Raw genomic sequence first — 21903 nt, 5'->3', positions numbered from 1 at the left:
ATGACCGACACCCGCCTCTCCGCCATCCGCCTGCTCGACACGGCCCGCGCCCTCGACGCCGCCGACCCGCTCGGCACCCACCTCGACGCCTTCCTCGAAGCGCCCGGCGTGACCGCGTACCTCGACGGCAACTCCCTCGGCCGCCCGCTGCGCGGCATCCCCGAGAAGCTCGCCGCCTTCGTACGCGAGGACTGGGGCACGCGGCTCATCCGCTCCTGGGACGAGCAATGGATGGCGTTGCCTATGGAACTCGGCGACCGCATCGCGCGCGTCGCGCTGGGGGCCGCGGCCGGCCAGACCGTCGTCGCCGATTCGACCAGCGTGCTCATCTACAAGCTCCTGCGTGCGGCCCTCGGCGCCGCCGCCGCCGGACGCACCGAGCTCGTGATGGAGGCGGGCAACTTCCCGACCGACCGCTTCCTCGCTGAGGGCGTCGCGGCGGAGACCGGCATGACGCTGCGCTGGCTCGAACCCGACCCCGTGCGCGGGGTGACCGTCTCCGACGTCGAGGCCGTCGTGTCCGAACGCACGGCGCTGGTCTCGCTGAGCCACGTCGACTACCGCTCCGGGGCGCTCGCCGACATGGCGGGGATCACGGCGGCCGTGCACGACACGGGCGCGCTGATGATGTGGGACCTCTGCCACTCCGCGGGTGTCGTGCCGATGCAGCTCGACGCGTGGGGCGTCGACCTCGCGGTCGGCTGCACCTACAAGTACCTCAACGGGGGGCCGGGATCGCCTGCCTTCGCGTACCTGCGTCACGGACTCCAGGGCGTGCTGCGTCAGCCGATCCAGGGCTGGTGGAGCGCCGCCGACATCTTCGCGATGGGTCCGGAATACGCGCCGGCCGGTGACATCCGGCAGCTGCTCAGCGGCACCCCGCCGGTGACGTCGATGCTCGCGATGCAGGGGATGCTCGATCTGATCGAAGAGTCCTCCATCGCTGCGGTCCGCGCGAAGTCGACCTCGCTGACCGAGCTGGCCGTGCAGGCGTACGACGAGGTGCTCGCGCCGCTCGGCGTGCGGCTGCTCAGCCCGCGCGACCCCGAGCTGCGCGGCGGTCACGTGACCATCGGCCACCCGGAGTTCCGCGACGTCACCCGGCGCCTCTGGGCCGACGGGATCATCCCTGACTTCCGCTTCCCCGACGGCATCCGGCTCGGGTTGTCGCCGCTGAGCACCTCGCACGTCGAGACGGTCATGGGCATCCTGGCCGTACGCGATGCGCTGGAGTCCGATGGCGACTGAGCGAGCCGCTGAGCGAGCCGCCGAGCCCGACGGGCACCGTGTCGCGGTGCTCGACGACATCGACGCCCGCCCCGGGAGCACTGCCTCGCTGCTACGCACGCTGATCGGGGTCTACCTGCGGCCCCTCGGCGGCTGGATCTCGGCGGCCGATCTCGTCGCGCTGGCCGGCGATCTCAGCATCCCGACCGCGCAGGCGCGCACCGGCATCGCCCGATTGAAGCAGAAAGGTCTCCTGCTCGCCGAGCGGACGGAGGCGATCGGCTATCGCCTCAACCCGGCGGCGATCGGGATGCTGGAACGCGGCGACCGGCGCATCTTCGAGATGCGCGAGATGACGGATGCCGACACCTGGTGCCTCGTGTCGTTCTCGATCCCGGAGAGCGCACGGAGCGTCCGTCACCAGCTGCGTCGGCGCCTGCTGTGGATCGGTGCGGGCACGGTCTCCCCCGCGCTCTGGATCTGCCCCGGGCATCTGCAGGACGAGGTGCTCGAGATCGTCGACGACCTCGACGCTCGGGCGTGGGTCACGCTGTTCCAGGCGTCGGCGCCGGTGCCGCCGGACTCGCTGGTCGAGGCCGCCGCGCAATGGTGGGACCTCGCGGCGCTGCGCGCCGAGCACCTCGCGTTCCAGGAGTCTCTGACCACGCTGCCCGCCGAGCCGTTCGCGGCCCGCGTGCAGCTCATCGACCGCTGGCGGGTGCTGCCCTACACCGACCCCGGCCTGCCGCCGTCGATGCTGCCCGCCGACTGGCCCGGCCGGCGCAGCTTCGACGAGTTCGCGCGCCTGTCGGCGGCGCTGGCCGAGCCGGCGTGGGAGCACGTCCGCACGCTCACCCGGCGGGCGGCGCCGTCGTCGCCCTGACCACCAGCCGCGTCGGCAGCGTCACGTGCATCTCGTCGAGTTCCTTGCCCTCCAGCAGGGCGAACACCATGTCGGCCGCCACCGCACCGAGTCGACGCATCGGCTGCTGGATGGTGGTCAGGGGCAGCATGCGCCGTGACGCCTCTGGCACATCGTCGAAGCCGATGACCGAGAGGTCCTGCGGTACCCGCAGCCCCATCTCCTGCGCGACCTCGATCACGGCGATCGCGGAGAGGTCGTTGGCGGCGAACACAGCGGTGGGGCGGGTGGGTGCTGCCAGCATCAGGCGGGCGGAATCCCGCGTCGTCTCGAGCTCGTAGCGTCCGACCCCGATCAGGGCGGGATCCACGGGGATGCCGGCATCCGACAGCGCCCGCCGGTAGCCGGCATCGCGCAGCCCGGCCGAGCGAAGGTCGGGGCGTCCCGCGAGGAAGCCGATCCGGCGGTGGCCGAGCTCGATCAGGTGTCTCGTGGCGGCGAGCGCCCCGCCGAAGCTGTCGGATTCGACCGTCGGCAGGTCGGCCCGCCCGGTGTGCGGGTCGATCGCGACCACCGGGATCTCGGTGGCGGCGCCCACGACGGTCGGCGTGACCATGATCGCCGCGTCGATGAGCGTGCCGGAGAGCCGGCTCAGCGAACGACGCTCCCATCCGTCGCCCGCACCCGCGCCGTGACGCGAGCCGCTGTACGCGAGCAGGTCGAAGGCCGAGTCGTTCACCGCGGTTCCGACGCCCTTGAGGATCTCGGCGCTGAACGGCTCGAAGCCCGCCAGCAGCACGCCGATGACTCCGGTCCGCCGCGCCCGCATGCTGCTGGCGACGAGGCTCGACTCGTAGCCCAGCTCGCGCACCGAGTCGAGGACGCGCTGCACCGTGGCATCCGCGATCCCGTACCGGCCGTTCACGGCCTTCGAGACGGTCGACACCGACACCCCTGCCGCTTTCGCGACGTCGTGGATCGTCGTTCTCCCGCTCATGTCAGGTCAGCGTAGACCGCGGAACCGTCGGATGGAAACTGTTTTCGAAAACGTTTGACGATGCATCATCCGGACAGAAGACTCATCCCACCGCGGTCTCACCCGAGCTGCCGCGGGCGCCCCGCAGAGACGCGCGGCGCAACTCGATGAGGAGAACAATCACATGATCAGCAGAAGGCTCCCCCTCGTCTCCGCGGCGGTACTCGCCGTCGGAGCACTCGCACTCTCGGGCTGTACAGCGGGCGACACCGGCGATGGCTCCGGCGGTGACGGCGCGAGCATGTCGCTCTGGCACAACTCGACCACCGGGCCCGGCGTCGAATTCTGGGAGGCGACGGTCGCCGACTTCGAGAAGGCGAACCCCGGCGTCACCATCGAGATCCAGTCGATCCAGAATGAGGACCTCGACGGCAAGCTGCAGACCGCACTGAACTCCGGCGACGCACCCGACATCTTCCTGCAGCGCGGCGGCGGCAAGATGGCGGCGATGGTGAAGGCCGGCCAGCTCAAGGACCTCACCGACGCCATCACGGGCCCCGCATCCGAAGAGATCCCGGATGCCGCGTACTCGGCCAACAGCCTCGACGACAAGATCTACGCGATGCCGGTCGCCGTGCTCCCCGGCGGACTCTTCTACAGCCAGGACCTGTTCGACGAGGCGGGCATCACCGAGAACCCGACCACGATCGACGAGCTCGAGACCGCGACGGAGGCTCTCAAGGCCGCCGGCATCGACCCCGTCGCCCTCGGCGCGAAGGACGCCTGGCCGGCAGCGCACTGGTACTACTGGTTCGCGCTCCGCGAGTGCAGCTCCGACACGCTGGCCCAGGCCGCCGACGAGATGAACTTCGACGACGAGTGCTGGATCCGCGCGGGTGAGGACCTGCAGGACTTCGCGGACACCGAGCCCTTCAACAGCGGCTTCCTGACCACGACCGCCCAGCAGGGTGCCGCCAGCTCGGCCGGCCTCATCGCCAACCACCAGGCGGGCATGGAGCTCATGGGCGCCTGGAACCCCGGCGTGATCGGATCCCTGACACCCGACCAGAAGCCGCTGGCCGACCTCTCCTGGTTCCCGTTCCCCGAGGTCGAGGGCGGCGAAGGCGAGCCCGGCTCGATGATGGGCGGCGTCGACGGCTACTCGTGCTCGGTCGATGCTCCCGACGCGTGCGTCGACTTCCTGAACTACCTCGGCACCAGCGAAGTGCAGACGGCGTACTACAAGGCCTTCAACGCCCCGCCGGTCAACACCGTCGCCCAGGAGGCCGTCACCGAGCCGTACCTGCAGACCATCCTCGAGGCATACAACGCTGCTCCGTATGCGTCGCAGTGGCTCGACACGGTCTACGGCCAGAACGTCGGCAACGCGCTGAACGTGGCCGTGGTCACCATGCTGGCAGGCCAGGGGACGCCGGACGACATCGTCCAGGCTGTCAAGGATGCTGCAGCGAAGGCGTAAGGCGCTCGCCCGGCTGGAAGTGATCCTTCTGGCCGGGCCCGCCCTTCTCGTCTTCCTCGCCTTCGTGATCTTCCCCGTGCTGATGGCCGCGTTCTACGGCTTCTTCAGCTGGCAGGGGTACGGTCCGCCCACCGACTTCGTGGGTCTGAAGAACTACCTCACGATCCTGCAGGACCCGCTGTTCCACGACGCGCTCCAGCACAACGGCGTCATCCTGGTGATGTCGCTCGTGCTGCAGGGCCCGGTCGCGATCCTCCTCGCTCTGCTCCTGAACAGGCGGATGCGGGGGCAGTCGCTGATCCGCGTGCTGATCTTCGTCCCGTACGTGATCTCGGAGGTCGTCGTCGGGACCGGCTGGAGCCTGATGCTCCAGACGAGCGGCGCCCTCAACGCGCTGCTGACGAACATGGGCCTCGGGTGGCTGGCGAACGACTGGCTGTCCGACCCGGGTATCGCGATCTGGACGCTGATGGCGATCATCACCTGGAAGTACGTCGGCTTCGCCGTCATCCTCTTCCTCGCCGGCCTCCAGGGCATTCCCGAGGAGCTGCACGAGGCTGCGGCGATCGACGGCGCGTCGTACTGGCAGATCCAGTGGCAGATCACCCTGCCGCTGCTGGCTCCGACGCTGCGCATCTGGGCGTTCCTGTCGATCATCGGCTCGCTGCAGCTGTTCGACCTCGTCTACATCATCTGGGGGCAGTACATCGCCTCCACCGCCGGCACCTCGACGATGGCCACCTACATGGTGTCCGAGGGGCGCAACGCCGGGAACTTCGGGTACGGGAACGCGGTCGCCGTGGTCCTGTTCCTGATCTCGCTCGTCGTCGCGCTGATCTACCAGCGGGCCGTGCTGAAACGCGACACCGACGGCGCCCTCACCGGCGCCGGAAGCAAGAAGGGCAAGCGATGACCGCCACCGCCGCACTCGTCACCCCGCGGACCGGACGCAGCCGGAAGGCGAAGCCCCGGCTGCCCTGGGCGAACCCCGCGGTGTACTTCGTCGCGCTGATCGCCGTCGGCCTGATGCTCGCGCCGATCCTGTACATCATCATCGGCGGATTCCGCACGAACGCGCAGATCACCACCGACCCGTCCGGGCTGCCGCAGCCGTGGATCCTGTCGAACTACCTCGACGTGCTCACCGGTGGCATCTTCTGGCGGCAGGTGCTCAACTCGCTCATCGTGGCGCTCGCCACCACTCTGGGCGTCGTGGCACTCGGTCTGATGGCGGCGTACGTGCTCGCCCGCTACCGGTTCGCCGGTCGCGGTGTCCTCTACGCCTTCTTCGCGGCGGGGCTGATGTTCCCGCTGACGGTGGCGATCACGCCGCTGTACATCGTGGTGCGCAATCTCGGGCTGATGAACTCGCTCGGCGGGGTCATCCTGCCGCAGATCGCCTTCGCGCTGCCGACGACGATCATCATCCTGGTGCCGTTCCTGCGGGCCATCCCGGACGAGATCCAGGAGGCCGCCTTCATCGACGGATGCAGCCGCCTCGGCTTCTTCTGGCGGATGGTGCTGCCGCTCTCACTCCCCGGGGTGATCACGACCGGCATCCTCGCGTTCATCGGCAGCTGGAACGGCTACCTTCTCCCGCTGTTCATCCTCAACGACGCCGCTGCGTTCACCTTGCCGCTCGGGGTGCAGTCGTTCGCGTCGCAGTACTCGGTCGACACGGCCAAGGTGCTGGCATTCACGTCACTGTCGATGATCCCCGCGCTGATCTTCTTCAGCTTGTTCGAGCGGCGCATCGTCGGCGGACTCACCGGGGCGGTCAAGGGATGACCGCGGTGCACCCGACGACGGCACGGACGACAGAAGTGCAGAACCCCATGAAAGCGAACGACGTGCTCCCGCAGACCACCCTCCCCGCCCTCTCGCCCCGCGTGGAGGCGCTCCTCGAGCAGATGACGCTCGAGGAGAAGCAGGCGCAGCTCGTCGGATTCTGGGTCGACCAGGGCGATGAGGTGGTCGCCCCGCTCGCCGGCGAGAAGAAGAGCTCGACCCGGTACGAGGAGGCGAGCACCCACGGCATCGGGCACCTCACCCGCGTCTACGGCACGCGGCCGGTCGACCCGGTCGAGCGGGCGCAGTGGCTCTGGACGGAGCAGGCGCGCCTGCAGCGGGAAACCCGACTCGGCATCCCCGCGATCGTGCACGAGGAGTGCCTGACCGGACTCGCGGCGTGGAAGGCGGCGACCTTCCCGACGCCGCTGGCCTGGGGAGCATCCTTCGATCCGGAGCTCGTGGAAGAGGTCGGCGCGGCGATCGGGGACTCGATGCGCGCGCTCGGCATCCACCAGGGCCTGGCGCCGGTGCTCGACGTGATCCGCGACCCGCGGTGGGGACGGGTCGACGAGTGCATCGCCGAGGATCCGCTGGTCGTCGGCACCATCGGCAGCGCGTATGTGCGGGGCGTCCAGTCCGCGGGGGTGCACGCCACGCTCAAGCACTTCGTCGGGTATTCGGCCTCGCGCGCCGGACGCAACCATGCGCCCGTGCACGCCGGGCAGCGCGAGATCGAGGACGTGCTGCTGCCGCCGTTCGAGATGGCCCTCCGCGAGGGCGGAGCGCGCAGCGTGATGAACTCGTACACCGACATCGACGGCGTGCCGGTCGCGGCGGATCCCCGTTACCTCACGGGTGTGCTGCGGGACCGCTGGGGCTTCGACGGGGTGGTGGTCTCGGACTACTTCGCGGTCGACTTCCTGCGGAGCATGCACCGGGTCGCAGCGGATTCGGCGGATGCTGCGCGCCTCGCGATCACCGCGGGGATCGACGTCGAGCTCCCGTCGCCCGACGCGTACACGACCCTTGCCGACCAGGTGCGCGACGGGCGGCTGCCGGAGGCCGTGCTCGACCAGGCGGTGGCCCGCGTGCTCGCGCAGAAGGAGGAGCTGGGGCTGCTGGATGCGGACTTCTCCATGCCACCGGCATCCGTCGATCTGGACTCCCCCGCGCACCGAGAGCTGGCCCGGCGTCTGGCCGAGGAGTCGGTCGTGCTGCTCAGCAACGACGGCGTGCTTCCTCTCGACGCCGGTGCGCGGCGCCGGATCGCGGTGATCGGCCCCAATGCCGACAGCGCGGAGGCCCTGATGGGCTGCTATTCGTTCGTCAACCACGTGCTCGCGCATCACCCCGATGTGCCGGCGGGGATCGCGCTGCCGACCGTGCTCGACGCGCTGCGCGAGGAGTTCGCGGATGCTGTGATCACGCACGCCGTCGGCGGCGATGTCGAGAGCGCGAACCGCAGCGGCATCGCAGCAGCGGTCGCCGACGCCGAGGCCGCCGACGTCGCGATCATCGTCGTGGGCGATCGGGCCGGGCTGTTCGGGCGCGGCACGGTCGGCGAGGGGAACGACGTCGAGACGCTCGAACTCCCCGGCATCCAGCGCGATCTGGTCGAGGCCGTCGTCGCGACGGGCACGCCGGTGATCCTGATCGCGATGACCGGGCGCCCGTACGCACTCGACTGGGCCCTGCCGCCGCGCGCGGGCGCGGCGGGGGCGATGGCGGGTCTCGGCGCGGTGAACTCGGCGGCACCGTCGTCGGGGAACTCGAGGACGGATGCCGCGGGCGCCGCCCGACCGGCCGCCGTGCTGCAGGCGTTCTTCCCCGGCGAAGAGGGCGGGCAGGCTCTGACCCGGGTGCTCAGCGGCCGGGTGGTGCCGTCCGGACGGCTGCCGGTGTCGCTCGCCCGGTCGGCGGGCGCCCAGCCGTATTCGTACCTGCATCCGCTGCTCGGCGGCCGGGCCGACGTCACGAGCGCCGATCCGACCCCGGCGCGTCCCTTCGGATTCGGGCTGAGCTACACGACGTTCGCCCACGCCGATCTCGCGGTCTCGCTCACCGACGACACGGTGCGCGCAACGGTGCTCGTGCGCAACACGGGCGATCGGGAGGGCGCCGACGTCGTGCAGCTCTACGTGAACGACGAGATCGCCAGCGTCACCCGACCGGTGGCGCAGCTGATCGGCTTCCGGCGCGTCAGGCTCGCCGCCGGAGCCGAGGAGCACGTCACGTTCGACGTGCCCCTCGACCGCCTCGCGTTCACCGGTGTCGACGGCATCCGACGGGTCGAGCCCGGCCGGTTCCGCCTCTGGGTCGGCAGCGCCTGCGACGACGAGGAGACGGTGGCGACGCTCGAGGTCGAGTAGGCCGGGCGTCCACCTGCGCTCCCGAGGAGATCTGCACTGCGGAGGGGCCGATCGCCCGGATCGGTCCTCCCGAGTGCAGATCTCCTCCCGATCAGCCGGCGACCTCCCGGAGAAAACCGGTCACGTGCTCCTGCAGCCGCAGGATGCGCATCTCCCTGGCGAGCTCGCGGTCGTAGCCCTGGTACGCCAAGGGCGGCAGGATCCGCACGGTGTGGGAGCAGCCGAACTCCGCGCAGGTGAGGACGCCGACGGAGTCGCCCTTGCGGCCGGCGGCACCCGCCTTGCGCGCGACGAACAGCTGCACATCGTTGCGGAGCGTGACGTCCTCGCACCACGAGCACTGCGCCCGGGCGAGCACGCGCTGCTCGGCGCGTTGCAGCAGGACGCCGACCGGGGTGTCGTCGATCCGCGCGACGACGTAGGCGCGACGCGGCATCTTCGGGTCGGTCCAGCCGAGGTAGTCGAGCTTGTCGAAGTCGATGTCGGCCAGGTCGGCGGGCATGGTGAGGGTCGCGACCTCTTTGCGGGAGGCGTTGATGAAGGAGGCGCGGATGGCGCGCTCGTCGATGGGACGCATGAGAACAGTGCTTTCAGAGTGGTCGCCACGAAGGGCGAGTCGATCGGGGTGAGGTTTCCCGGGACGGATGCCGGGTATGACGCAGCACCGGGGACGGGGGTTCCGCCTCCGGCTGGTCCTCAGCCTCTGTCTGCGGCGCGGAAGGCGCCTGCAGCTCCGTTCTGCCCGGAAAGGGCACCTCTCGAAAACAGCACCCAGCGAGACTACACCCGTTTGTTTCACTGCGTGTCCGGTCGCCTTCCGCCTCAGAAGCACCCGACCTACGCTGTCGGAAACGCCCGATCCCAGAGCGTCCGATCCTGAAGGAGACCACCGTGTCCACGCCCTCGAACCGCCTGTCGCCCCTCTCGGTGCGTGAGCGTTCGGCGTGCATGTGCCAGCACGGCGACCGGTGCTCCTCCTTCGCTCCCGGCCACGCGCTGCACCTCATCCAGGCGCGCATCGCCTCGGCCACTCCGACCGAGTGGGTCGACGGCATCGTCGAGTCGGCGGATGCCGCTTCCGGCGACCTGGTCGTGCGCAGCCTCGACGGCGCAGCACACGCACTGTGGAACGGCTCGGGCGCAGCACTCGAAGCGGCTCCCGGCACGCCGGTGGCGCTGCATGCACGCTACGGCGTGCTCGCGATCGGCCGCACGCAGTTCAACGTCGCCGCAGTGTGAGCCGCAGTGTGAGCCGCAGCGTGAAGCTCGTCTGAGCGCGAAGGCTCAGGCGCTCGCCATCATCATGTCCTTCATGGCCGCGCAGGCGTCCATGCAGGCCTGGCACGCCTGAGCGCACATCCGGCAGATCTCGCTGTGGTCGGCGTGCTTCATGCACTCGTCCATGCAGACCTGGCACATCGCGATGCAGGCGTTGAGCATCGACATCATCGACGCCGGCGTCATCCCCTGCATCCGCATCATGGACCGCATCATCGTGTTGCACATGTCGGCGCAGTTCATGCAGGCCGGGGCGCAGTCCATCAGCTGGGTGGAGCAGACGGTACACGCCTGTTCGCAGGCCGAGCACGCATCCATGCAGGCCTGCATGACGGCCATGTCCATCATGTCCGCGTTCGGCATCGACTCCATGTTCTTCGACATGGCGCCCATCATCATCGAGTCCATCGCACACCGCTTCCTTCGCCGAGAGGTCCGCGGGCAGGACACCCGCCTGGCGCCAGGCTAGTCCTCCAGAGGGCCCGCGTCGATGGGTCGGGCGCTGTGACACGGCATCCGCCCGTTGTCAATCCCTTGGTCCGCATCGACGCGATTTGCGAGGGTAGGAGAGCAAACGATCCGTCTAGGAGAGGAGCAGCACATGAGTGCCGCAGATGACATCAAGAACGCCGCTGAGAAGGCCTCTGGCAAGGTCAAGGAAGGCGTCGGCAAGGTCACTGACAATGAGCGACTCGAAGCCGAAGGCAAGGCAGACCAGGCCAAGGCGGACGTGAAGCAGGCCGGCGAGAACGTCAAGGACGCCGCCAAGAACGCGTTCGACAAGTGAGGCCCGCCGACGGGCGGGCCTCACTTCGTGGGGTCAGGCCCGTCGGCTCCCACTGATCGCCCGGATCAACCAGGCGATCACAGCGATCGCCAGCAGAACCAGACCGACCCAGAGCAGGAACTGAAGCGACTGCACGAGGCCACCGGTGATCGCGAGGATCACAGCGATGACGATGACGATGATCAGCAGAATGTTCATCAGATTTCCTTTCGCCGGGGGCACAGTGCACCCGTCTACAGCGAAACAACGTAGCCAGATCTGCCTCTTCTCATCAGGGGCTTGACTCAGGTACCTCACAGGTGCGAGTGGAAAGGAGTTGGTGATCATGCCCGGCGGGCGCAACAACTCTCTGAAGGATCCGGAACTCTACGAGGAGCTCCGCGATGACGGGGCGTCGAAGGAGAAGGCCGCGCGCATCTCCAACGCGGCAGCGCGAGACGGACGCAAGACCGTCGGCCGTCGCGGCGGCGAGAGCGGCGACTACGACGACTGGACCGTGCCCGAGCTGAAGAAGCGGGCCAAGGAGCTGGGCCTGACCGGCTACAGCACGAAGCGGAAGTCCGAGCTGATCTCCGCCCTCAGGAACCACTGAGCCGCGGGTGGCGCGTTTCGGCATCGAGGAGGAGTTCCTTCTTCTCGACGAGCAGGCCCTCGTCCCTCTGGCCATGACCGACGGCACGCGTGAGCGCATCACTCGTCTCCGCACCGGCGGCACCGTCGCCACCGAGTACCTCACCTCCCAGCTGGAGACCGCCACCGAACCGGTGCACACCAGTGAGGCGGCGGAGACGCAGCTACGGCATCTGCGTGCCCTGGTGGGCTGGCACGCGCAGGAGCAGCACGCGATCGCCGCGCCGACCGGCAATCCCTTCGCGACGACGCGGTCGCCGATCATCTCCCCCTCTTCGCACTACGACGACGTGGCGCAGCGCCTGGCGCACCTCACCCGGGAGCACGAGGTCAACGGACTGCACGTGCACGTCGAGGTGCCCGACGTCGAGGAGCGGATCCGGGCTCTCAACCGCATCCGCGGATGGATGCCGGCGCTGCTGGCTCTGAGCGGGAACAGTCCCTTCGCGAACGGCATCGACTCCGGGTTCGCGAGCTGGCGCAGCATCCTGATCCGCCGCCTGCCCTCCTCGTGGTGCCCTCCGCGGTTCCAGGACTACGACGACTACGTCGCGCGCATCGATCAGCTCCTCGCGCTCGGCACCATCGGGGAGGCGACCTCCCTCTCGTGGGCCATACGGGTGTCGGAGCGGTACCCGACACTCGAGGTGCGTGTGTTCGACGCACAGCTCGAGCCCGAGGACTCCGTGCTCCTCGCCGTGCTCTGCCGCGCGCTCGCGCTGTCCGACGACCGTTCCCTGACGAGCGATCACATCGACGCCATCGACGCATCGTTCTGGACGGCGGCCCGCTCCGGGATGGATGCGCGCATCGTCGATCCGACGACCGGTGAGGTCGACGACGCCTGGACCGTGGTCGAGCGGATGCTGGCGGCGAGCGCTCCCGCTCTGCAGGAGTTCGGCGACGAGGATTACGTCGCCGCGGGCATCGAGCGCCTTCGCACCGTCGGCACGGGAGCGACCCGCCAGCGCCGCGCGTTCGCGGAGTCGGGTGTCGCGGGCCTCGCCACGCTCCTCCGCGCGGGTACTCCTGCGCCGGTTCCGGCTCCCGCACAGTCTCAACAGTCCTAGCCGTCGCCGTCGGCAGCCTGGCTACCCGGCGACGACCGTCCGCCCCTCCCCGTCCGGCCGGGAGTAGTCTCAGCCTGTGGCAGCATCCTTCGCCCCCGTCCAGCGACTCGTGATCTCGATCGCGGTCCTCGCCTCCTTCGTCACCTTCCTCGACGGCACGGTGGTCAACGTCGCGCTGCCCGCCATCAGCCGCGAGATCGGCGGCGGCATCACGACGCAGCAGTGGGTGGTGGACGCCTACCTGATCACGCTCAGCGCGTTGATCCTGCTGGCCGGATCCGTGTCCGACGCCTACGGCCGGGTGCTGGTGATGCGCATCGGGCTCATCGCGTTCGGGGTGGCCTCCATCGCCGTCGCGGCCGCGTTCGACCCGCTCACCTTGATCATCGCGCGGGCGGCGCAAGGTGCGGCCGGTGCGCTGCTGGTGCCGAGTTCCCTGGCGCTGATCACTGCCACCATGCGCGCCGAGGTGCAGGCCAGGGCCATCGGCGTGTGGACGGCATTCACCACGGGGGCCATGCTCGTGGGCCCGCTGCTCGGCGGCCTGTTCGTCGACTTCCTGTCCTGGCGCTTCGTGTTCCTCATCAACGTCATCCCGATCGCGATCACCCTGCTGCTGCTCGGTCGGCTGCACCTGCCCGAGCTGGAGCGTCGGGTGAAGGTCGACTGGTGGAGCGGGGCGCTCTGCGCGATCGGCCTCGGCGCGGTGGTGTTCGCCCTCATCGAGCAGCCGAACCTCGGGTGGCAGTCCCCGGCGATCTGGGCGCCCGGGATTCTCGGCGCCGCGCTGTTCGCCCTGTTCCTGGTGCGTCAGAAGACGTCGGCGGCTCCGCTCATGCCGCTGTGGCTGTTCCGGGTGCGCGACTTCGGCTGGGGCAACCTCGCGACCCTGTTCGTCTATGCCGCGCTCTCGCTGAACGGCTTCGTCGTCGGCGTCTACCTGCAGCAGGGTGCCGGTCTCAGCGCCACCGCGGCCGGGCTCGCCAGCCTGCCCATGACGATCCTGATGATCCTGCTCAGTTCGCGCGCCGGAGCGTGGGCCGGACGCTGGGGTCCGCGCATCTTCATGACCATCGGACCGCTGATCATGGCCGCGGGCGCGCTGATGCTGCTGACGGTCGGCACCGACTTCGACTACTGGTGGCAGGTGCTGCCGGCCATGATCGTGATGGGACTCGGGCTCTCGCTCACCGTCGCTCCGCTGACCGCCGCGATCCTCGGCGCGATCGACGAAGGGCACTCGGGCATCGCCTCGGCCGTGAACAACGCGGTCTCCCGCGTCGCCGGACTGCTGGTGGTCGCCATGCTGTCGACGATCGTCGGTGGCGCGCTCGACCTCGGCGGTTTCCACAACGCCGCCTGGGTCACCGCCTCACTGCTGGTGCTGGGCGGAGTCGTGTCGTGGATCGGCATCCGGCGCAACCCCGCCGAGGCCGCGCCGGCCGCTGCCGCGGCCTCCGATCTCGAACCTCATTGACGCTGTCGGTGGCCGCGCGCACACTGGAGGCACCGTCGTCCAGCGTCGTCTCGCCATCCGGAGGTCATCGTGAGCACCGCCCAGACTCCTCTTCCGCCCGTCGTCGATTCCGACACCTGGCAGCGCGAGCTCGACGCGCTGCGGGTGCGCGAGAAGGCTGCGACCCGTGAACTCGACGCGATCGCCGCCCAGCGGCGACGGCTCCCGATGGTGCGGATGCCGGAGTACACGCTCGTCGGCGCCGAGGGCGAGGTGCGGCTGACCGACCTGTTCGACGGGCACTCCCAGCTGATCGTCTACAACCACATGTGGTCGGACGGCAACGAGTGGCAGTGCCCCGGCTGCACCGGTTTCACCTCGCAGTTCACACGCCTCGACGTGATCGAGCGGTACTACGACGCCCGCTTCGTGATCGTGACGAACGGCCCGATCGACGAGGCGCTCGCCTACCGCGAGCGCGTCGGCAACACGATGGCGTGGTACTCGAGTGCCGACAGCAGCTTCGGGTCCGACGTCGATGCTCCGCCGAACGGCGGGTTCGCGGTGAACGTCTTCCTCCGCGACGGCGACGCCGTGTACCGCACCTGGCACACGAGCGGCCGCGGCACCGAGCGCCTCAGCTACCTGCAGGGCCTCGTCGACCTGCTCCCCTACGGCCGCCAGGAGGAGTGGGAGGACTCCCCCGACGGCTGGCCGCAGCACGGCACCTACACACAGGGCATCGGGTCGAAAGAGATCGCCGCGCTCTACGGCGCCGGCAGCTGACATCGGGTAGCTGAAGCGCTGCGCCCCGCGGACCTGAAAGAAGGGGCCCGCGCATCGCGCGAGCCCCTCCGTATCCGAGCCTGATTCAGCTGACGGGGCTGATTCAGGTGACGGGGCTGAGCGACTTCGCGACGTGCGTGTGCACGGCCTTCAGCCACGACACGAGGAACTCGACAGTCGAGTCATCGGTGACCTCGCCGTCTTCGGTGAAGAGCCCGTCGCGCATGTGGATGTACGCCTCCGGCTGCGACAGCTCAGGCGATGCGAGGAACGAGAGGATCGAGCGCAGGTGCTGCTGCGCCACCGCGGTGCCGATCGGACCGACCGAGCCGCCGATGACGGCGGAGGGCTTGCCGGCGAGGCTGTTCTGACCCCACGGGCGGCTCGCCGTGTCGAGCGCGTTCTTGAGAACGCCGGGAACGGAGCGGTTGTACTCCGGGGTCACCAGGATGATGGCGTCGGACGCCTCGATCGCCTGCTTGAACTCCGCGGCCTCTGCGGGGATCGCGCCGTCGTTGTCGGCGGAGTAGAACGGGAGGGCGGCGATCGGGATCTCGGTGAGGGTCAGATCGGCCTGAGGGGCGAGCTTCACCAGCGCGCGGGCGAGCCGACGGTTGATCGAGGTCGAGGAGATGCTGCCGACGAGGAAGCCGACGTTGTAAGTGGTCATACGGGCGAGGTCCTTTCAAGGGTCCATGCAATTGCATGTAACGGAAACGAGGATCCCTGCTCAGGCATTCCCGATCCGGCTGATGAATCCCATGAGAGTGATCGGGGCGAGCGATAGGGTGCCGGAATGCCCCCTCGCCCCGCCGCTGCTCGCATGAAGCGCACCGCTGCACACCCACGGCACGCCGCTGCCAGCCCACGGCATACTGCTGCTCGCCTGCGGCACGCCGCCGCGGCCGTCGGCATCCTGCTCGTGCTGGCCGGCTGCGCCCCCGCGACGGCGATCCCGGAAGCATCCGCCCCCGCCTCGCCGGCTCCCTCGTCGCATTCCAGGGACTGGACCGGCCTTCCGGCGGCAGCAGGGGTCGACTACCAGCTCGGCGGCGCGTACGAACCGGCCGACGGCGTCGGCATCGTCGGGCGTGACCGCGCTGCAGAGCCCGCTCCGGGCGTCTATTCGATCTGTTACGTGAACGGGTTCCAGACCCAGCCGGGCGAGCTCGAGACGTGGGATGCCGAGCTGCTGCTGCATCGCGACGGGGACGTCGTCTTCGACCCCGACTGGCCGGACGAGGCCCTGCTCGACACCTCGACGGCGGAGCGTCGCGAGCGGATCGCGGCGGTCGTGGTCCCGTGGATCGAGGGATGCGCGGATGCCGGCTTCGACGCGGTCGAGTTCGACAACCTTGACACCTACACGCGCTCCGACGGCGCCCTGTCGCTCGACGACAACCTGGCGCTCGCCACCGCGTTCGTCGAGGCAGCGCATGACGCCGGGCTCGCCGCCGGGCAGAAGAACTCCGCCGAGGATGCCGCGGCGCTCCAGGCCGACGCGGGCTTCGACTTCGCCGTCACCGAGGAGTGCGCGGTGTACGAGGAGTGCCAGGCCTACACGGCGGTGTACGGAGAGGCCGTGATCGACATCGAGTACGCCGACGAGCTGCCGCGTCCGTTCGCGGAGATGTGCGCCGACGAACGATCGCCCGCGTCGATGGTGCTGCGCGACCGCGATCTGCTCACCCCGGCCGACGACGGCTACGTGTTCGAGCCCTGCCCGATGTAGCCCTGCCCGATGGAGCCTGCCCGATCTAGCCCTGCCCGTGTGAAGACCAGCTGATCCCGACCATGTCAACGGGAGGGTCACGCGGCCGTCTGTGAGCGAGTCTGGAATTCGACACATCCCGACCAGAGAGGACGCACCATGACCGACCCCCAGACTTACCCCGAGGACTCCGGCCCCTTCGACGCCGCCGCCGAGGCCGCCGTCGAGACGCCCCAGGACGAGAAGGTGTTCACCGCCGACGACGGCGTGGACCACGAGAAGGGCGAGACCGACCCGCTCGAGGAGGGCGACTGACCCCTCGCCGCTAGGCTGACCTCGTGACGAGGACGCGGGGGGCGGCAGCTGGTGCGCGGGATGCCGCGGCCGGCGCGGCCCGTACCGTGTTCAGCCGACGAGCTGCACCGTTCTGGATCGCCGGCGCCGCGGTCATCGGGCTGCTCGCGGGCTTCATCGGGTTCGGCGGCCTGGCCTCCGCATCGAAGACGCCCACGGTCGTCGCGACCGGTGATGAGGCGCGCACGTCGCTGTACTCGGTCACGGTCCTCGATGCAGAGCTCACCGACGCCGTGGAGAGCCAGTTCCTCGAGGCGGAGCCCGGCGAGACCCTGCTCGTGATCACGGTGCGGCTGGAGAACCTGTCGGACCGCGCCGTCGGCGTCGAGCGCTCGGCCGACCGCGTCGAGTCTCGCATGATCGTCGGCCGGGAGCCGATGCTCGAGCTGTCCGGCATCACTGCCGTCGGCACCGCGCGATCCTGGCGTGCCGACGGCGGGCGGCGCTCGGTCATCCTCCAGCCCGGGGTGCCGGCCGACGTGACGATCGCCTGGCCGGTCGCCGACGACGCCGCCACGAAGGACGCCCTCGCAGACGGAACCGCGCGGCTCGACGTCTATGACGCGGTCGAGCAATCCGGCCAGGTCATCCTGGCGGCGTCGACGATCTCCTGGCGACGCGACGAGCTCAGCGCACAGCTCGACCTCGAGGTGGCACCGTGACGCGGCGCGGGTCGCGGCTCGGCACGCGGCGCGCGATGCCCTGGATCGTCGGGGCCGGACTGGTCGTCGCCGCCGGAGCGGTGACCGCCGTGACGCCGCCCGAGCAGGCCCTGCTGGACCCGTTCGCGGTGAGCGGCTCGGTCGGGCAGACCGTGACGGCCCGCACGTTGACCGCCACCGTCGTCGAGGTCGCACGCACCGAGCGCGTGACCATGCCGGCGAACGAATGGGAGGCCGAGGGGAATTGGGTCGTCGTCGAGCTCGCCGTCTCGGCCCCGACGACCGAGGTGGGCGCCGCGATCGGCGTGGCGAGCCTCGAGATCGACGGCCGCCTCTACCAGGCGAGCGAACGCCCGCCCGCCACTCTCGTCGGCACGAATCTACGGGTGGGTACCGACACCGTCGGGATGCTGGCGTTCGAGCTGCCCGATGACCTGCGCTCCGGCAGCGGCGAACTGCGACTGAGCGGTCGCTACCCGACGCCCGAGCTCGACGACGTGATCGCCTTCCCCCTGCACCTCGACCGGGTCGAGACGACCTCGAGCATCGAGATCGAACAACCGCGCCTGGGGAAGCCATGACCGGCTGGTGGCGGAGACAGCGGGTCGCGCTGGCCGCTCTGGTCGTCGCGGCAGCGGCGGTCATCGGCGTGCACGTGTGGCTCGACGTCGTCCCGGCATCGGGCGGCCCCTCGGTGATCGAGGCGGCAGACGGAGCAGCCGATGTCGCCGGGCAGACGCTCGAACTCGGCTCCGCACGCTGGGACGAGTTCGAGGCTCCCGAGGGTTCCCGTACGCTCAGCATCCGGATCGACGCAGGCGGCGGACCCGACTCGACGACGTGCGGTCAGCCGACTCTGGCCGAGGTCGGAGGAGAGCGCGTGTGGAGCAACGCGCGCTCCGCGCTGGAGGTGCCTTACGACGCGGGCGAATCCGCCTGCCTGGCGGGCTCAGGGCCGTACGTCATCCTCGCGGTGTTCCTGCTTCCCGACGACGCCGACGGGCCGTTCGTGCTCGACGTCGCCGGCGACGGTGAGATCGTTCGGTTCCCCGTCGAGCCCTGACTCTCGCGTGCCCAGCTCTGCGGCAGGTCGACCGATGACGGCGTCGAACGCGGTGGCCACGATCGCGACGCGCAGCGGTTCGGCGATCACCCCGACGGCGACGAGCAGGAGCGGCAGGAAGCTCGCCCAGAACGATGTCTCCTGTCCGCCGAAGAGTCCGAGCACCGCGCGGGAGCCGAACCGCTCCGCTGCCGCCCAGAGCGCGTAGGCGAGAGCCAGGCATCCGAAGATCACCGGCCCGCCACGCCAGATCAACGCGACGGCCGCCCACAGCTCCTCGAAGCGGCGTGCGACGATCTTGAAGAGACGCGAGGCCGTTCCGTGCAGGGTCTTGTCGAAGCGGCGGAGCACCGGCGGCGTCGCGTCGAACGAGGTGCCATAGGTCACACCCGCGACGGTGAGCCAGGAGGCGGGCACCAGGACCGCGGCGACGAGGAATCCGAAGACCCACCCCGCGCCTTGCCACAGCGTCGCCAGCGGGGCGATGTTCGCGGCGACCCAGTCGCCGATCCCCTCGAGCCAGACCACGCCGGCCCGCCCGGCGAACCACTCCTTCGTGTCGGCCCACCACTGGCCCACGAGCGTGAAGAGCATGAAGGTCCAGAGCACCTCGGTGTACGCGGCGACGGCGAGCGTCCACGACGGCAGACGATCGCCGAAGCGGGCGAGCAGGAGCCGCACCGCGAGCGCGATCACGAGCACCGCGACCGACAGCACGCCGACCGAGACGATCCCGCCGCGGTCGCCGAGCTGCTCGAGGTCGTATCCGGCATCCCGCAGCGCGATGTCGCTGGCGATGCGGAAGAACTCGATGAGATCCGCGTCGAGCATGCCCCACGCGGCAGAGAACGCGAAGAACGGGAGGATCGCGGTCAACGTCGCCTGGACGAAGCGCCGCGGCCCGGTCTCGCCGGTCTGCGCCCCTTGCTCTGCGCGACTGTGCGGCAGCGACGGCTGCACCGTGAGGTACATCGCGACGTAGGAGACGAGGCGGGCGGCCACCGCGAGCGGCAGGATGAGCAGGCCGCCGAGCGTGGTGAGGCCGCCGACGAACCCGGCCAGCTGCACCAGCAGCTGATGCACGGCCTCGCCGCCGAGGTACCAGGCCGCGAGCGCGGGCCAGTGCCGCGCGAGGATGCGCCCGAAGGTGCGGAGGGCCTGGAGCATGCCCCCACCGTATCGGGTCGCATGCCTGACGGAGGGGCGTGCGTCAAGTCCCTACAGAGGGCGCATCGTGCGCCGCAGAATGAGGGCGATCCATCCGATGGGAGCCCTTCCACATGACCGCATCCGCCCTCGTCTCCGACACCGCCGTCGCCTTCGCCTCGCGCGGGCCGCTCAGCGACGCCGTCCTCCGCGCGCTCACCGGAGGTGGAGGTGACGCGGAGCATTCCGCCCTCGCACTGGAGGCGGTCACCGCAAGCGCCGACATCCTGCGCGACGACGATGTGCAGCTCGCGCTGTTCATCCTCTACGCCTCGTCCTACGGCTCGCTCCCTTCGATCGACCCCTCCCTGGAGTGGGACCCGCACCTGATCACCACGCGGCGCATCCTCGAGGATGCCCTCGAGCGCACGTTGCGCGAGGTCGTCCCGATGCCCGCACTCCCCGAACCGACGGTCGACGCGGTGGGGCGGTCGCTCTTCGCCCTCGCCGCGGCCGACACCGGCCCCAGCCTCTCCCGGCACATCGCGAAGAAGGGCACGCGTGAGCAGGCCGAGGAGATGCTGATCCAGCGGTCGGCTTACACGCTGCGGGAAGCCGATCCGCATTCCTGGGCGATCCCGCGGCTGACCGGCCGTGCCAAGGCGGCGCTGGTCGAGATCCAGTCCGACGAGTACGGCGGAGGTCGACCGAACCGGGTGCATCAGGTGCTGTTCGCCAACGCGATGCGCGCGGCCGGCCTCGATGACACCTATGGCGCCTACCTCGACGATCTGCCCGCCATCACGCTCGCGTCGTTCAACATGATGTCGATGTTCGGCCTCAACCGGCGGCTGGTGGGCGCGATCGTGGGTCATCTCGCTGCTTTCGAGATGACCTCGTCGATCCCGTGCCGCCTGTATGCCGATGGGCTGCGGCGGCTCGACTTCCATGAAGACGTCGTCGAGTACTTTGCCGAGCATGTCGAGGCGGATGCCGTGCACGAGCAGATCGCCGCACGCGATCTCGCCGGCAGTCTCGCGGAGGACCGCCCGGACCTGCTCGAGGACATCATGTTCGGGGCGGCCGCCTGCCTGGCCGTGGACGGCTGGACCGGAGAGCACATCCTCGGTGCCTGGACGGCTGGAGAGTCGTCGCTGCGACAGCGGGTGTCCCTGTGAGCGCGGCGGGCGAGCGGACCACGATCACGCCGTACCCCGACGGCCCGTTGCTCGTGCGCGGCGACATCGAGCTGCAGACGCCCGAGGGCGAAACGATCACGCCGCACCGTCGTACGGTCGCGCTGTGCCGGTGCGGGCTGTCGGTCATCAAGCCGTTCTGCGACGGAACGCACAAGGCAGCGGGGTTCCGTACCGAGGAAGAGGGGATGAGCCATGGACAGTGACATCGAGGCGCGCCGCGCGATCGTGACCGGCGCCGATTCCGGGATCGGACGAGCCACCGCCGTCGCTCTCGCGGCCGCCGGCATCGATGTGGGGATCACCTTCCACAGCGACGAGCGGGGCGCCGAAGAGACGGCCGAGGAGGTGCGGAGCCACGGCGCTCGGGCCCTCGTCGTCCGGCTCGACACCTCCGATGTGCCAGGGTGTGGCGGGGTGATCGACGGCCTGATCCACGAGCTCGGCGGTCTCGACGTGTTCGTGAACAACGCGGGAACCGGAACGACCACGCCCTTCCTCGACATCTCGCTCGAGGAGTGGAACCGGGTGGTGGACACGGATCTGACCGGAGCGTTCGTCTGCCTGCAGCACGCGGCTCGGGCGATGGTCGCCGCGGGTCGGGGCGGTCGGCTGATCGCGGTGACGAGTGTGCATGAGCATCAGCCCATGGTGGGCATGAGTGCGTACGACGCGGCGAAGCACGGGCTCGGGGGTCTGATGAAGAACCTCGCGCTCGAGCTGGGCTCGGCCGGCATCAGTGCCGTGAGTGTCGCCCCCGGCGAGATCGCGACGCCGATGACAGACCAGACCGACCAGGATCCTCGGGGCGAGGACCGTCCCGGCATCCCGCTCGGTCGGCCGGGTGATGCCCGCGAGGTCGCCGCCCTGATCGCGTTCCTCGCGTCCCCCGAGGGGGCCTACATCTCCGGGGCATCGATCGCGATCGACGGTGGGATGCTGCAGATGGGCCCGCAGGCGGGAGCGGCGATCACCTCGCACGACTGGCGCACGGTGTGACGGCTGACGGCTGACGGCTGAGCTGCGTCCGGTCGTCCTTCTCTCCACGGGCATACCGAT

General features: G+C 69.7%; 26 protein-coding genes. 21 read left to right on the top strand and 5 right to left on the bottom strand.

Going from position 1 to position 21903, the window contains the following annotated elements; all coding sequences use genetic code 11:
- Together QFZ21_RS16740 and QFZ21_RS16735 are read left to right on the top strand one after the other, a co-directional pair.
- On the top strand, positions 1–1248 hold the full coding sequence (locus QFZ21_RS16740) for a kynureninase (protein ID WP_307379829.1): 1248 nt from the start codon (positions 1–3) through the stop codon (positions 1246–1248).
- Positions 1238–2110, top strand: a complete 873-nt coding sequence (locus QFZ21_RS16735) for a PaaX family transcriptional regulator C-terminal domain-containing protein (RefSeq protein WP_307379828.1) — start codon at positions 1238–1240, stop codon at positions 2108–2110. The genes QFZ21_RS16740 and QFZ21_RS16735 overlap by 11 nt, the downstream gene beginning before the upstream one ends.
- On the opposite strand, the gene QFZ21_RS16730 is transcribed toward QFZ21_RS16735, so the two are convergent.
- A complete protein-coding gene (locus QFZ21_RS16730; RefSeq protein WP_307379826.1) occupies positions 2079–3086 on the bottom strand; it encodes a LacI family DNA-binding transcriptional regulator in 1008 nt (335 codons plus the stop codon). The genes QFZ21_RS16735 and QFZ21_RS16730 overlap by 32 nt on opposite strands.
- Positions 3087–3249: 163 nt before the next feature.
- On the opposite strand from QFZ21_RS16730, the gene QFZ21_RS16725 reads away from it, so the two are divergent.
- Genes QFZ21_RS16725 through QFZ21_RS16710 form a run of 4 tightly spaced genes read left to right on the top strand, consistent with a single transcriptional unit; the run spans position 3250 to position 8705 of the window.
- The gene (locus tag QFZ21_RS16725; RefSeq protein ID WP_307379823.1) at positions 3250–4545 is read left to right on the top strand and encodes an extracellular solute-binding protein; all 1296 of its coding nucleotides are present in this window, start codon (positions 3250–3252) and stop codon (positions 4543–4545) included.
- Positions 4526–5458 carry a carbohydrate ABC transporter permease gene (locus QFZ21_RS16720; RefSeq protein ID WP_373426025.1) on the top strand — a complete coding sequence of 311 codons (933 nt, stop codon included), beginning with the start codon at positions 4526–4528 and terminating at the stop codon, positions 5456–5458. The genes QFZ21_RS16725 and QFZ21_RS16720 overlap by 20 nt, the downstream gene beginning before the upstream one ends.
- Positions 5455–6333, top strand: a complete 879-nt coding sequence (locus tag QFZ21_RS16715) for a carbohydrate ABC transporter permease (RefSeq protein ID WP_307379820.1) — start codon at positions 5455–5457, stop codon at positions 6331–6333. Before QFZ21_RS16720 ends, QFZ21_RS16715 begins: the two co-directional genes overlap by 4 nt.
- Before the next feature lie 47 nt (positions 6334–6380).
- Positions 6381–8705, top strand: a complete 2325-nt coding sequence (locus QFZ21_RS16710) for a beta-glucosidase (RefSeq protein WP_307379817.1) — start codon at positions 6381–6383, stop codon at positions 8703–8705.
- 91 nt (positions 8706–8796) lie between these two features.
- Here the strand turns inward: QFZ21_RS16710 and QFZ21_RS16705 are convergent, their stop codons facing one another.
- The gene (locus tag QFZ21_RS16705) at positions 8797–9282 is read right to left on the bottom strand and encodes an FBP domain-containing protein (protein ID WP_307379815.1); all 486 of its coding nucleotides are present in this window, start codon (positions 9280–9282) and stop codon (positions 8797–8799) included.
- Positions 9283–9596: 314 nt separating this feature from the next.
- Between QFZ21_RS16705 and QFZ21_RS16700 the strand changes: the two genes are divergently transcribed.
- The 3 genes from QFZ21_RS16700 (at position 9597) to QFZ21_RS16690 (ending at position 10770) form a co-directional block, all read left to right on the top strand.
- Complete coding sequence (locus QFZ21_RS16700) at positions 9597–9944, top strand: hypothetical protein (RefSeq protein ID WP_307379813.1); 348 nt, start codon at positions 9597–9599, stop codon at positions 9942–9944.
- Between the two features lie 151 nt (positions 9945–10095).
- Complete coding sequence (locus tag QFZ21_RS16695; RefSeq protein WP_307379812.1) at positions 10096–10452, top strand: hypothetical protein; 357 nt, start codon at positions 10096–10098, stop codon at positions 10450–10452.
- Between the two features lie 132 nt (positions 10453–10584).
- Positions 10585–10770, top strand: a complete 186-nt coding sequence (locus QFZ21_RS16690; protein WP_307379809.1) for a CsbD family protein — start codon at positions 10585–10587, stop codon at positions 10768–10770.
- A gap of 33 nt (positions 10771–10803) precedes the next feature.
- Here the strand turns inward: QFZ21_RS16690 and QFZ21_RS16685 are convergent, their stop codons facing one another.
- Positions 10804–10968 carry a hypothetical protein gene (locus QFZ21_RS16685; RefSeq protein WP_307379808.1) on the bottom strand — a complete coding sequence of 55 codons (165 nt, stop codon included), beginning with the start codon at positions 10966–10968 and terminating at the stop codon, positions 10804–10806.
- A 127-nt stretch (positions 10969–11095) separates the two neighbouring features.
- Here QFZ21_RS16685 and QFZ21_RS16680 point away from each other — a divergent pair, with 127 nt between their 5' ends.
- The 4 genes from QFZ21_RS16680 (at position 11096) to QFZ21_RS16665 (ending at position 14712) form a co-directional block, all read left to right on the top strand.
- Entirely contained in the window at positions 11096–11362 is a 267-nt protein-coding gene (locus QFZ21_RS16680) for a Rho termination factor N-terminal domain-containing protein (protein WP_307379805.1), read from the top strand.
- A gap of 7 nt (positions 11363–11369) precedes the next feature.
- Positions 11370–12470, top strand: a complete 1101-nt coding sequence (locus tag QFZ21_RS16675) for a YbdK family carboxylate-amine ligase (RefSeq protein WP_307379802.1) — start codon at positions 11370–11372, stop codon at positions 12468–12470.
- A 76-nt stretch (positions 12471–12546) separates the two neighbouring features.
- Positions 12547–13947, top strand: coding sequence for an MFS transporter (locus tag QFZ21_RS16670; RefSeq protein WP_307379799.1), 1401 nt, complete (start codon positions 12547–12549; stop codon positions 13945–13947).
- A gap of 66 nt (positions 13948–14013) precedes the next feature.
- On the top strand, positions 14014–14712 hold the full coding sequence (locus tag QFZ21_RS16665) for a DUF899 family protein (RefSeq protein WP_307381329.1): 699 nt from the start codon (positions 14014–14016) through the stop codon (positions 14710–14712).
- A gap of 103 nt (positions 14713–14815) precedes the next feature.
- Here the strand turns inward: QFZ21_RS16665 and QFZ21_RS16660 are convergent, their stop codons facing one another.
- Positions 14816–15382 (bottom strand): NADPH-dependent FMN reductase, encoded by a 567-nt coding sequence (locus QFZ21_RS16660; protein ID WP_307379798.1) that lies wholly within the window; start codon positions 15380–15382, stop codon positions 14816–14818.
- Positions 15383–15508: 126 nt separating this feature from the next.
- On the opposite strand from QFZ21_RS16660, the gene QFZ21_RS16655 reads away from it, so the two are divergent.
- From QFZ21_RS16655 to QFZ21_RS16635, 5 genes are all read left to right on the top strand, one after another.
- Positions 15509–16444 carry an endo alpha-1,4 polygalactosaminidase gene (locus QFZ21_RS16655; RefSeq protein ID WP_307379796.1) on the top strand — a complete coding sequence of 312 codons (936 nt, stop codon included), beginning with the start codon at positions 15509–15511 and terminating at the stop codon, positions 16442–16444.
- Between the two features lie 138 nt (positions 16445–16582).
- The gene (locus QFZ21_RS16650) at positions 16583–16738 is read left to right on the top strand and encodes a hypothetical protein (RefSeq protein WP_307379794.1); all 156 of its coding nucleotides are present in this window, start codon (positions 16583–16585) and stop codon (positions 16736–16738) included.
- A gap of 23 nt (positions 16739–16761) precedes the next feature.
- The gene (locus tag QFZ21_RS16645; protein WP_307379792.1) at positions 16762–17439 is read left to right on the top strand and encodes a hypothetical protein; all 678 of its coding nucleotides are present in this window, start codon (positions 16762–16764) and stop codon (positions 17437–17439) included.
- Positions 17436–18020, top strand: coding sequence for a hypothetical protein (locus QFZ21_RS16640; RefSeq protein ID WP_307379789.1), 585 nt, complete (start codon positions 17436–17438; stop codon positions 18018–18020). Before QFZ21_RS16645 ends, QFZ21_RS16640 begins: the two co-directional genes overlap by 4 nt.
- On the top strand, positions 18017–18502 hold the full coding sequence (locus QFZ21_RS16635; RefSeq protein ID WP_307379788.1) for a hypothetical protein: 486 nt from the start codon (positions 18017–18019) through the stop codon (positions 18500–18502). The genes QFZ21_RS16640 and QFZ21_RS16635 overlap by 4 nt, the downstream gene beginning before the upstream one ends.
- Here the strand turns inward: QFZ21_RS16635 and QFZ21_RS16630 are convergent.
- Positions 18389–19669: a hypothetical protein gene (locus QFZ21_RS16630; protein WP_307379786.1), complete on the bottom strand. Its 1281-nt coding sequence runs from the start codon at positions 19667–19669 to the stop codon at positions 18389–18391. The genes QFZ21_RS16635 and QFZ21_RS16630 overlap by 114 nt on opposite strands.
- 113 nt (positions 19670–19782) lie before the next feature.
- Between QFZ21_RS16630 and QFZ21_RS16625 the strand changes: the two genes are divergently transcribed.
- The 3 genes from QFZ21_RS16625 to QFZ21_RS16615 are packed head-to-tail and all read left to right on the top strand — an operon-like array spanning position 19783 to position 21843.
- On the top strand, positions 19783–20826 hold the full coding sequence (locus tag QFZ21_RS16625; protein WP_307379784.1) for an iron-containing redox enzyme family protein: 1044 nt from the start codon (positions 19783–19785) through the stop codon (positions 20824–20826).
- On the top strand, positions 20823–21050 hold the full coding sequence (locus QFZ21_RS16620) for a CDGSH iron-sulfur domain-containing protein (RefSeq protein WP_307379782.1): 228 nt from the start codon (positions 20823–20825) through the stop codon (positions 21048–21050). The genes QFZ21_RS16625 and QFZ21_RS16620 overlap by 4 nt, the downstream gene beginning before the upstream one ends.
- Positions 21040–21843, top strand: coding sequence for an SDR family oxidoreductase (locus tag QFZ21_RS16615; RefSeq protein ID WP_307379780.1), 804 nt, complete (start codon positions 21040–21042; stop codon positions 21841–21843). Before QFZ21_RS16620 ends, QFZ21_RS16615 begins: the two co-directional genes overlap by 11 nt.
- The last annotated feature ends 60 nt before the right edge of the window (positions 21844–21903 follow it).

The organism is Microbacterium sp. W4I20 (genome assembly GCF_030816505.1).
In the GTDB taxonomy this organism is placed as follows: domain Bacteria; phylum Actinomycetota; class Actinomycetes; order Actinomycetales; family Microbacteriaceae; genus Microbacterium.
The sequence above is the reverse complement of the archived record's forward strand: the minus strand, read 5'-3'. Positions and strand labels throughout refer to the sequence as shown.

Excerpts from the sequence above, each read along its gene's own strand:
- QFZ21_RS16740 (WP_307379829.1), top strand. The coding sequence starts at position 1 with ATGACCGACACCCGCCTCTCCGCCATCCGCCTGCTCGACACGGCCCGC.
- QFZ21_RS16735 (WP_307379828.1), top strand. The coding sequence starts at position 1,238 with ATGGCGACTGAGCGAGCCGCTGAGCGAGCCGCCGAGCCCGACGGGCAC.
- QFZ21_RS16730 (WP_307379826.1), bottom strand. The coding sequence starts at position 3,086 with ATGAGCGGGAGAACGACGATCCACGACGTCGCGAAAGCGGCAGGGGTG.
- QFZ21_RS16725 (WP_307379823.1), top strand. The coding sequence starts at position 3,250 with ATGATCAGCAGAAGGCTCCCCCTCGTCTCCGCGGCGGTACTCGCCGTC.
- QFZ21_RS16720 (WP_373426025.1), top strand. The coding sequence starts at position 4,526 with ATGCTGCAGCGAAGGCGTAAGGCGCTCGCCCGGCTGGAAGTGATCCTT.
- QFZ21_RS16715 (WP_307379820.1), top strand. The coding sequence starts at position 5,455 with ATGACCGCCACCGCCGCACTCGTCACCCCGCGGACCGGACGCAGCCGG.
- QFZ21_RS16710 (WP_307379817.1), top strand. The coding sequence starts at position 6,381 with ATGAAAGCGAACGACGTGCTCCCGCAGACCACCCTCCCCGCCCTCTCG.
- QFZ21_RS16705 (WP_307379815.1), bottom strand. The coding sequence starts at position 9,282 with ATGCGTCCCATCGACGAGCGCGCCATCCGCGCCTCCTTCATCAACGCC.
- QFZ21_RS16695 (WP_307379812.1), top strand. The coding sequence starts at position 10,096 with ATGCACTCGTCCATGCAGACCTGGCACATCGCGATGCAGGCGTTGAGC.
- QFZ21_RS16690 (WP_307379809.1), top strand. The coding sequence starts at position 10,585 with ATGAGTGCCGCAGATGACATCAAGAACGCCGCTGAGAAGGCCTCTGGC.
- QFZ21_RS16685 (WP_307379808.1), bottom strand. The coding sequence starts at position 10,968 with ATGAACATTCTGCTGATCATCGTCATCGTCATCGCTGTGATCCTCGCG.
- QFZ21_RS16680 (WP_307379805.1), top strand. The coding sequence starts at position 11,096 with ATGCCCGGCGGGCGCAACAACTCTCTGAAGGATCCGGAACTCTACGAG.
- QFZ21_RS16660 (WP_307379798.1), bottom strand. The coding sequence starts at position 15,382 with ATGACCACTTACAACGTCGGCTTCCTCGTCGGCAGCATCTCCTCGACC.
- QFZ21_RS16655 (WP_307379796.1), top strand. The coding sequence starts at position 15,509 with ATGCCCCCTCGCCCCGCCGCTGCTCGCATGAAGCGCACCGCTGCACAC.
- QFZ21_RS16650 (WP_307379794.1), top strand. The coding sequence starts at position 16,583 with ATGACCGACCCCCAGACTTACCCCGAGGACTCCGGCCCCTTCGACGCC.
- QFZ21_RS16635 (WP_307379788.1), top strand. The coding sequence starts at position 18,017 with ATGACCGGCTGGTGGCGGAGACAGCGGGTCGCGCTGGCCGCTCTGGTC.
- QFZ21_RS16630 (WP_307379786.1), bottom strand. The coding sequence starts at position 19,669 with ATGCTCCAGGCCCTCCGCACCTTCGGGCGCATCCTCGCGCGGCACTGG.
- QFZ21_RS16625 (WP_307379784.1), top strand. The coding sequence starts at position 19,783 with ATGACCGCATCCGCCCTCGTCTCCGACACCGCCGTCGCCTTCGCCTCG.
- QFZ21_RS16615 (WP_307379780.1), top strand. The coding sequence starts at position 21,040 with ATGGACAGTGACATCGAGGCGCGCCGCGCGATCGTGACCGGCGCCGAT.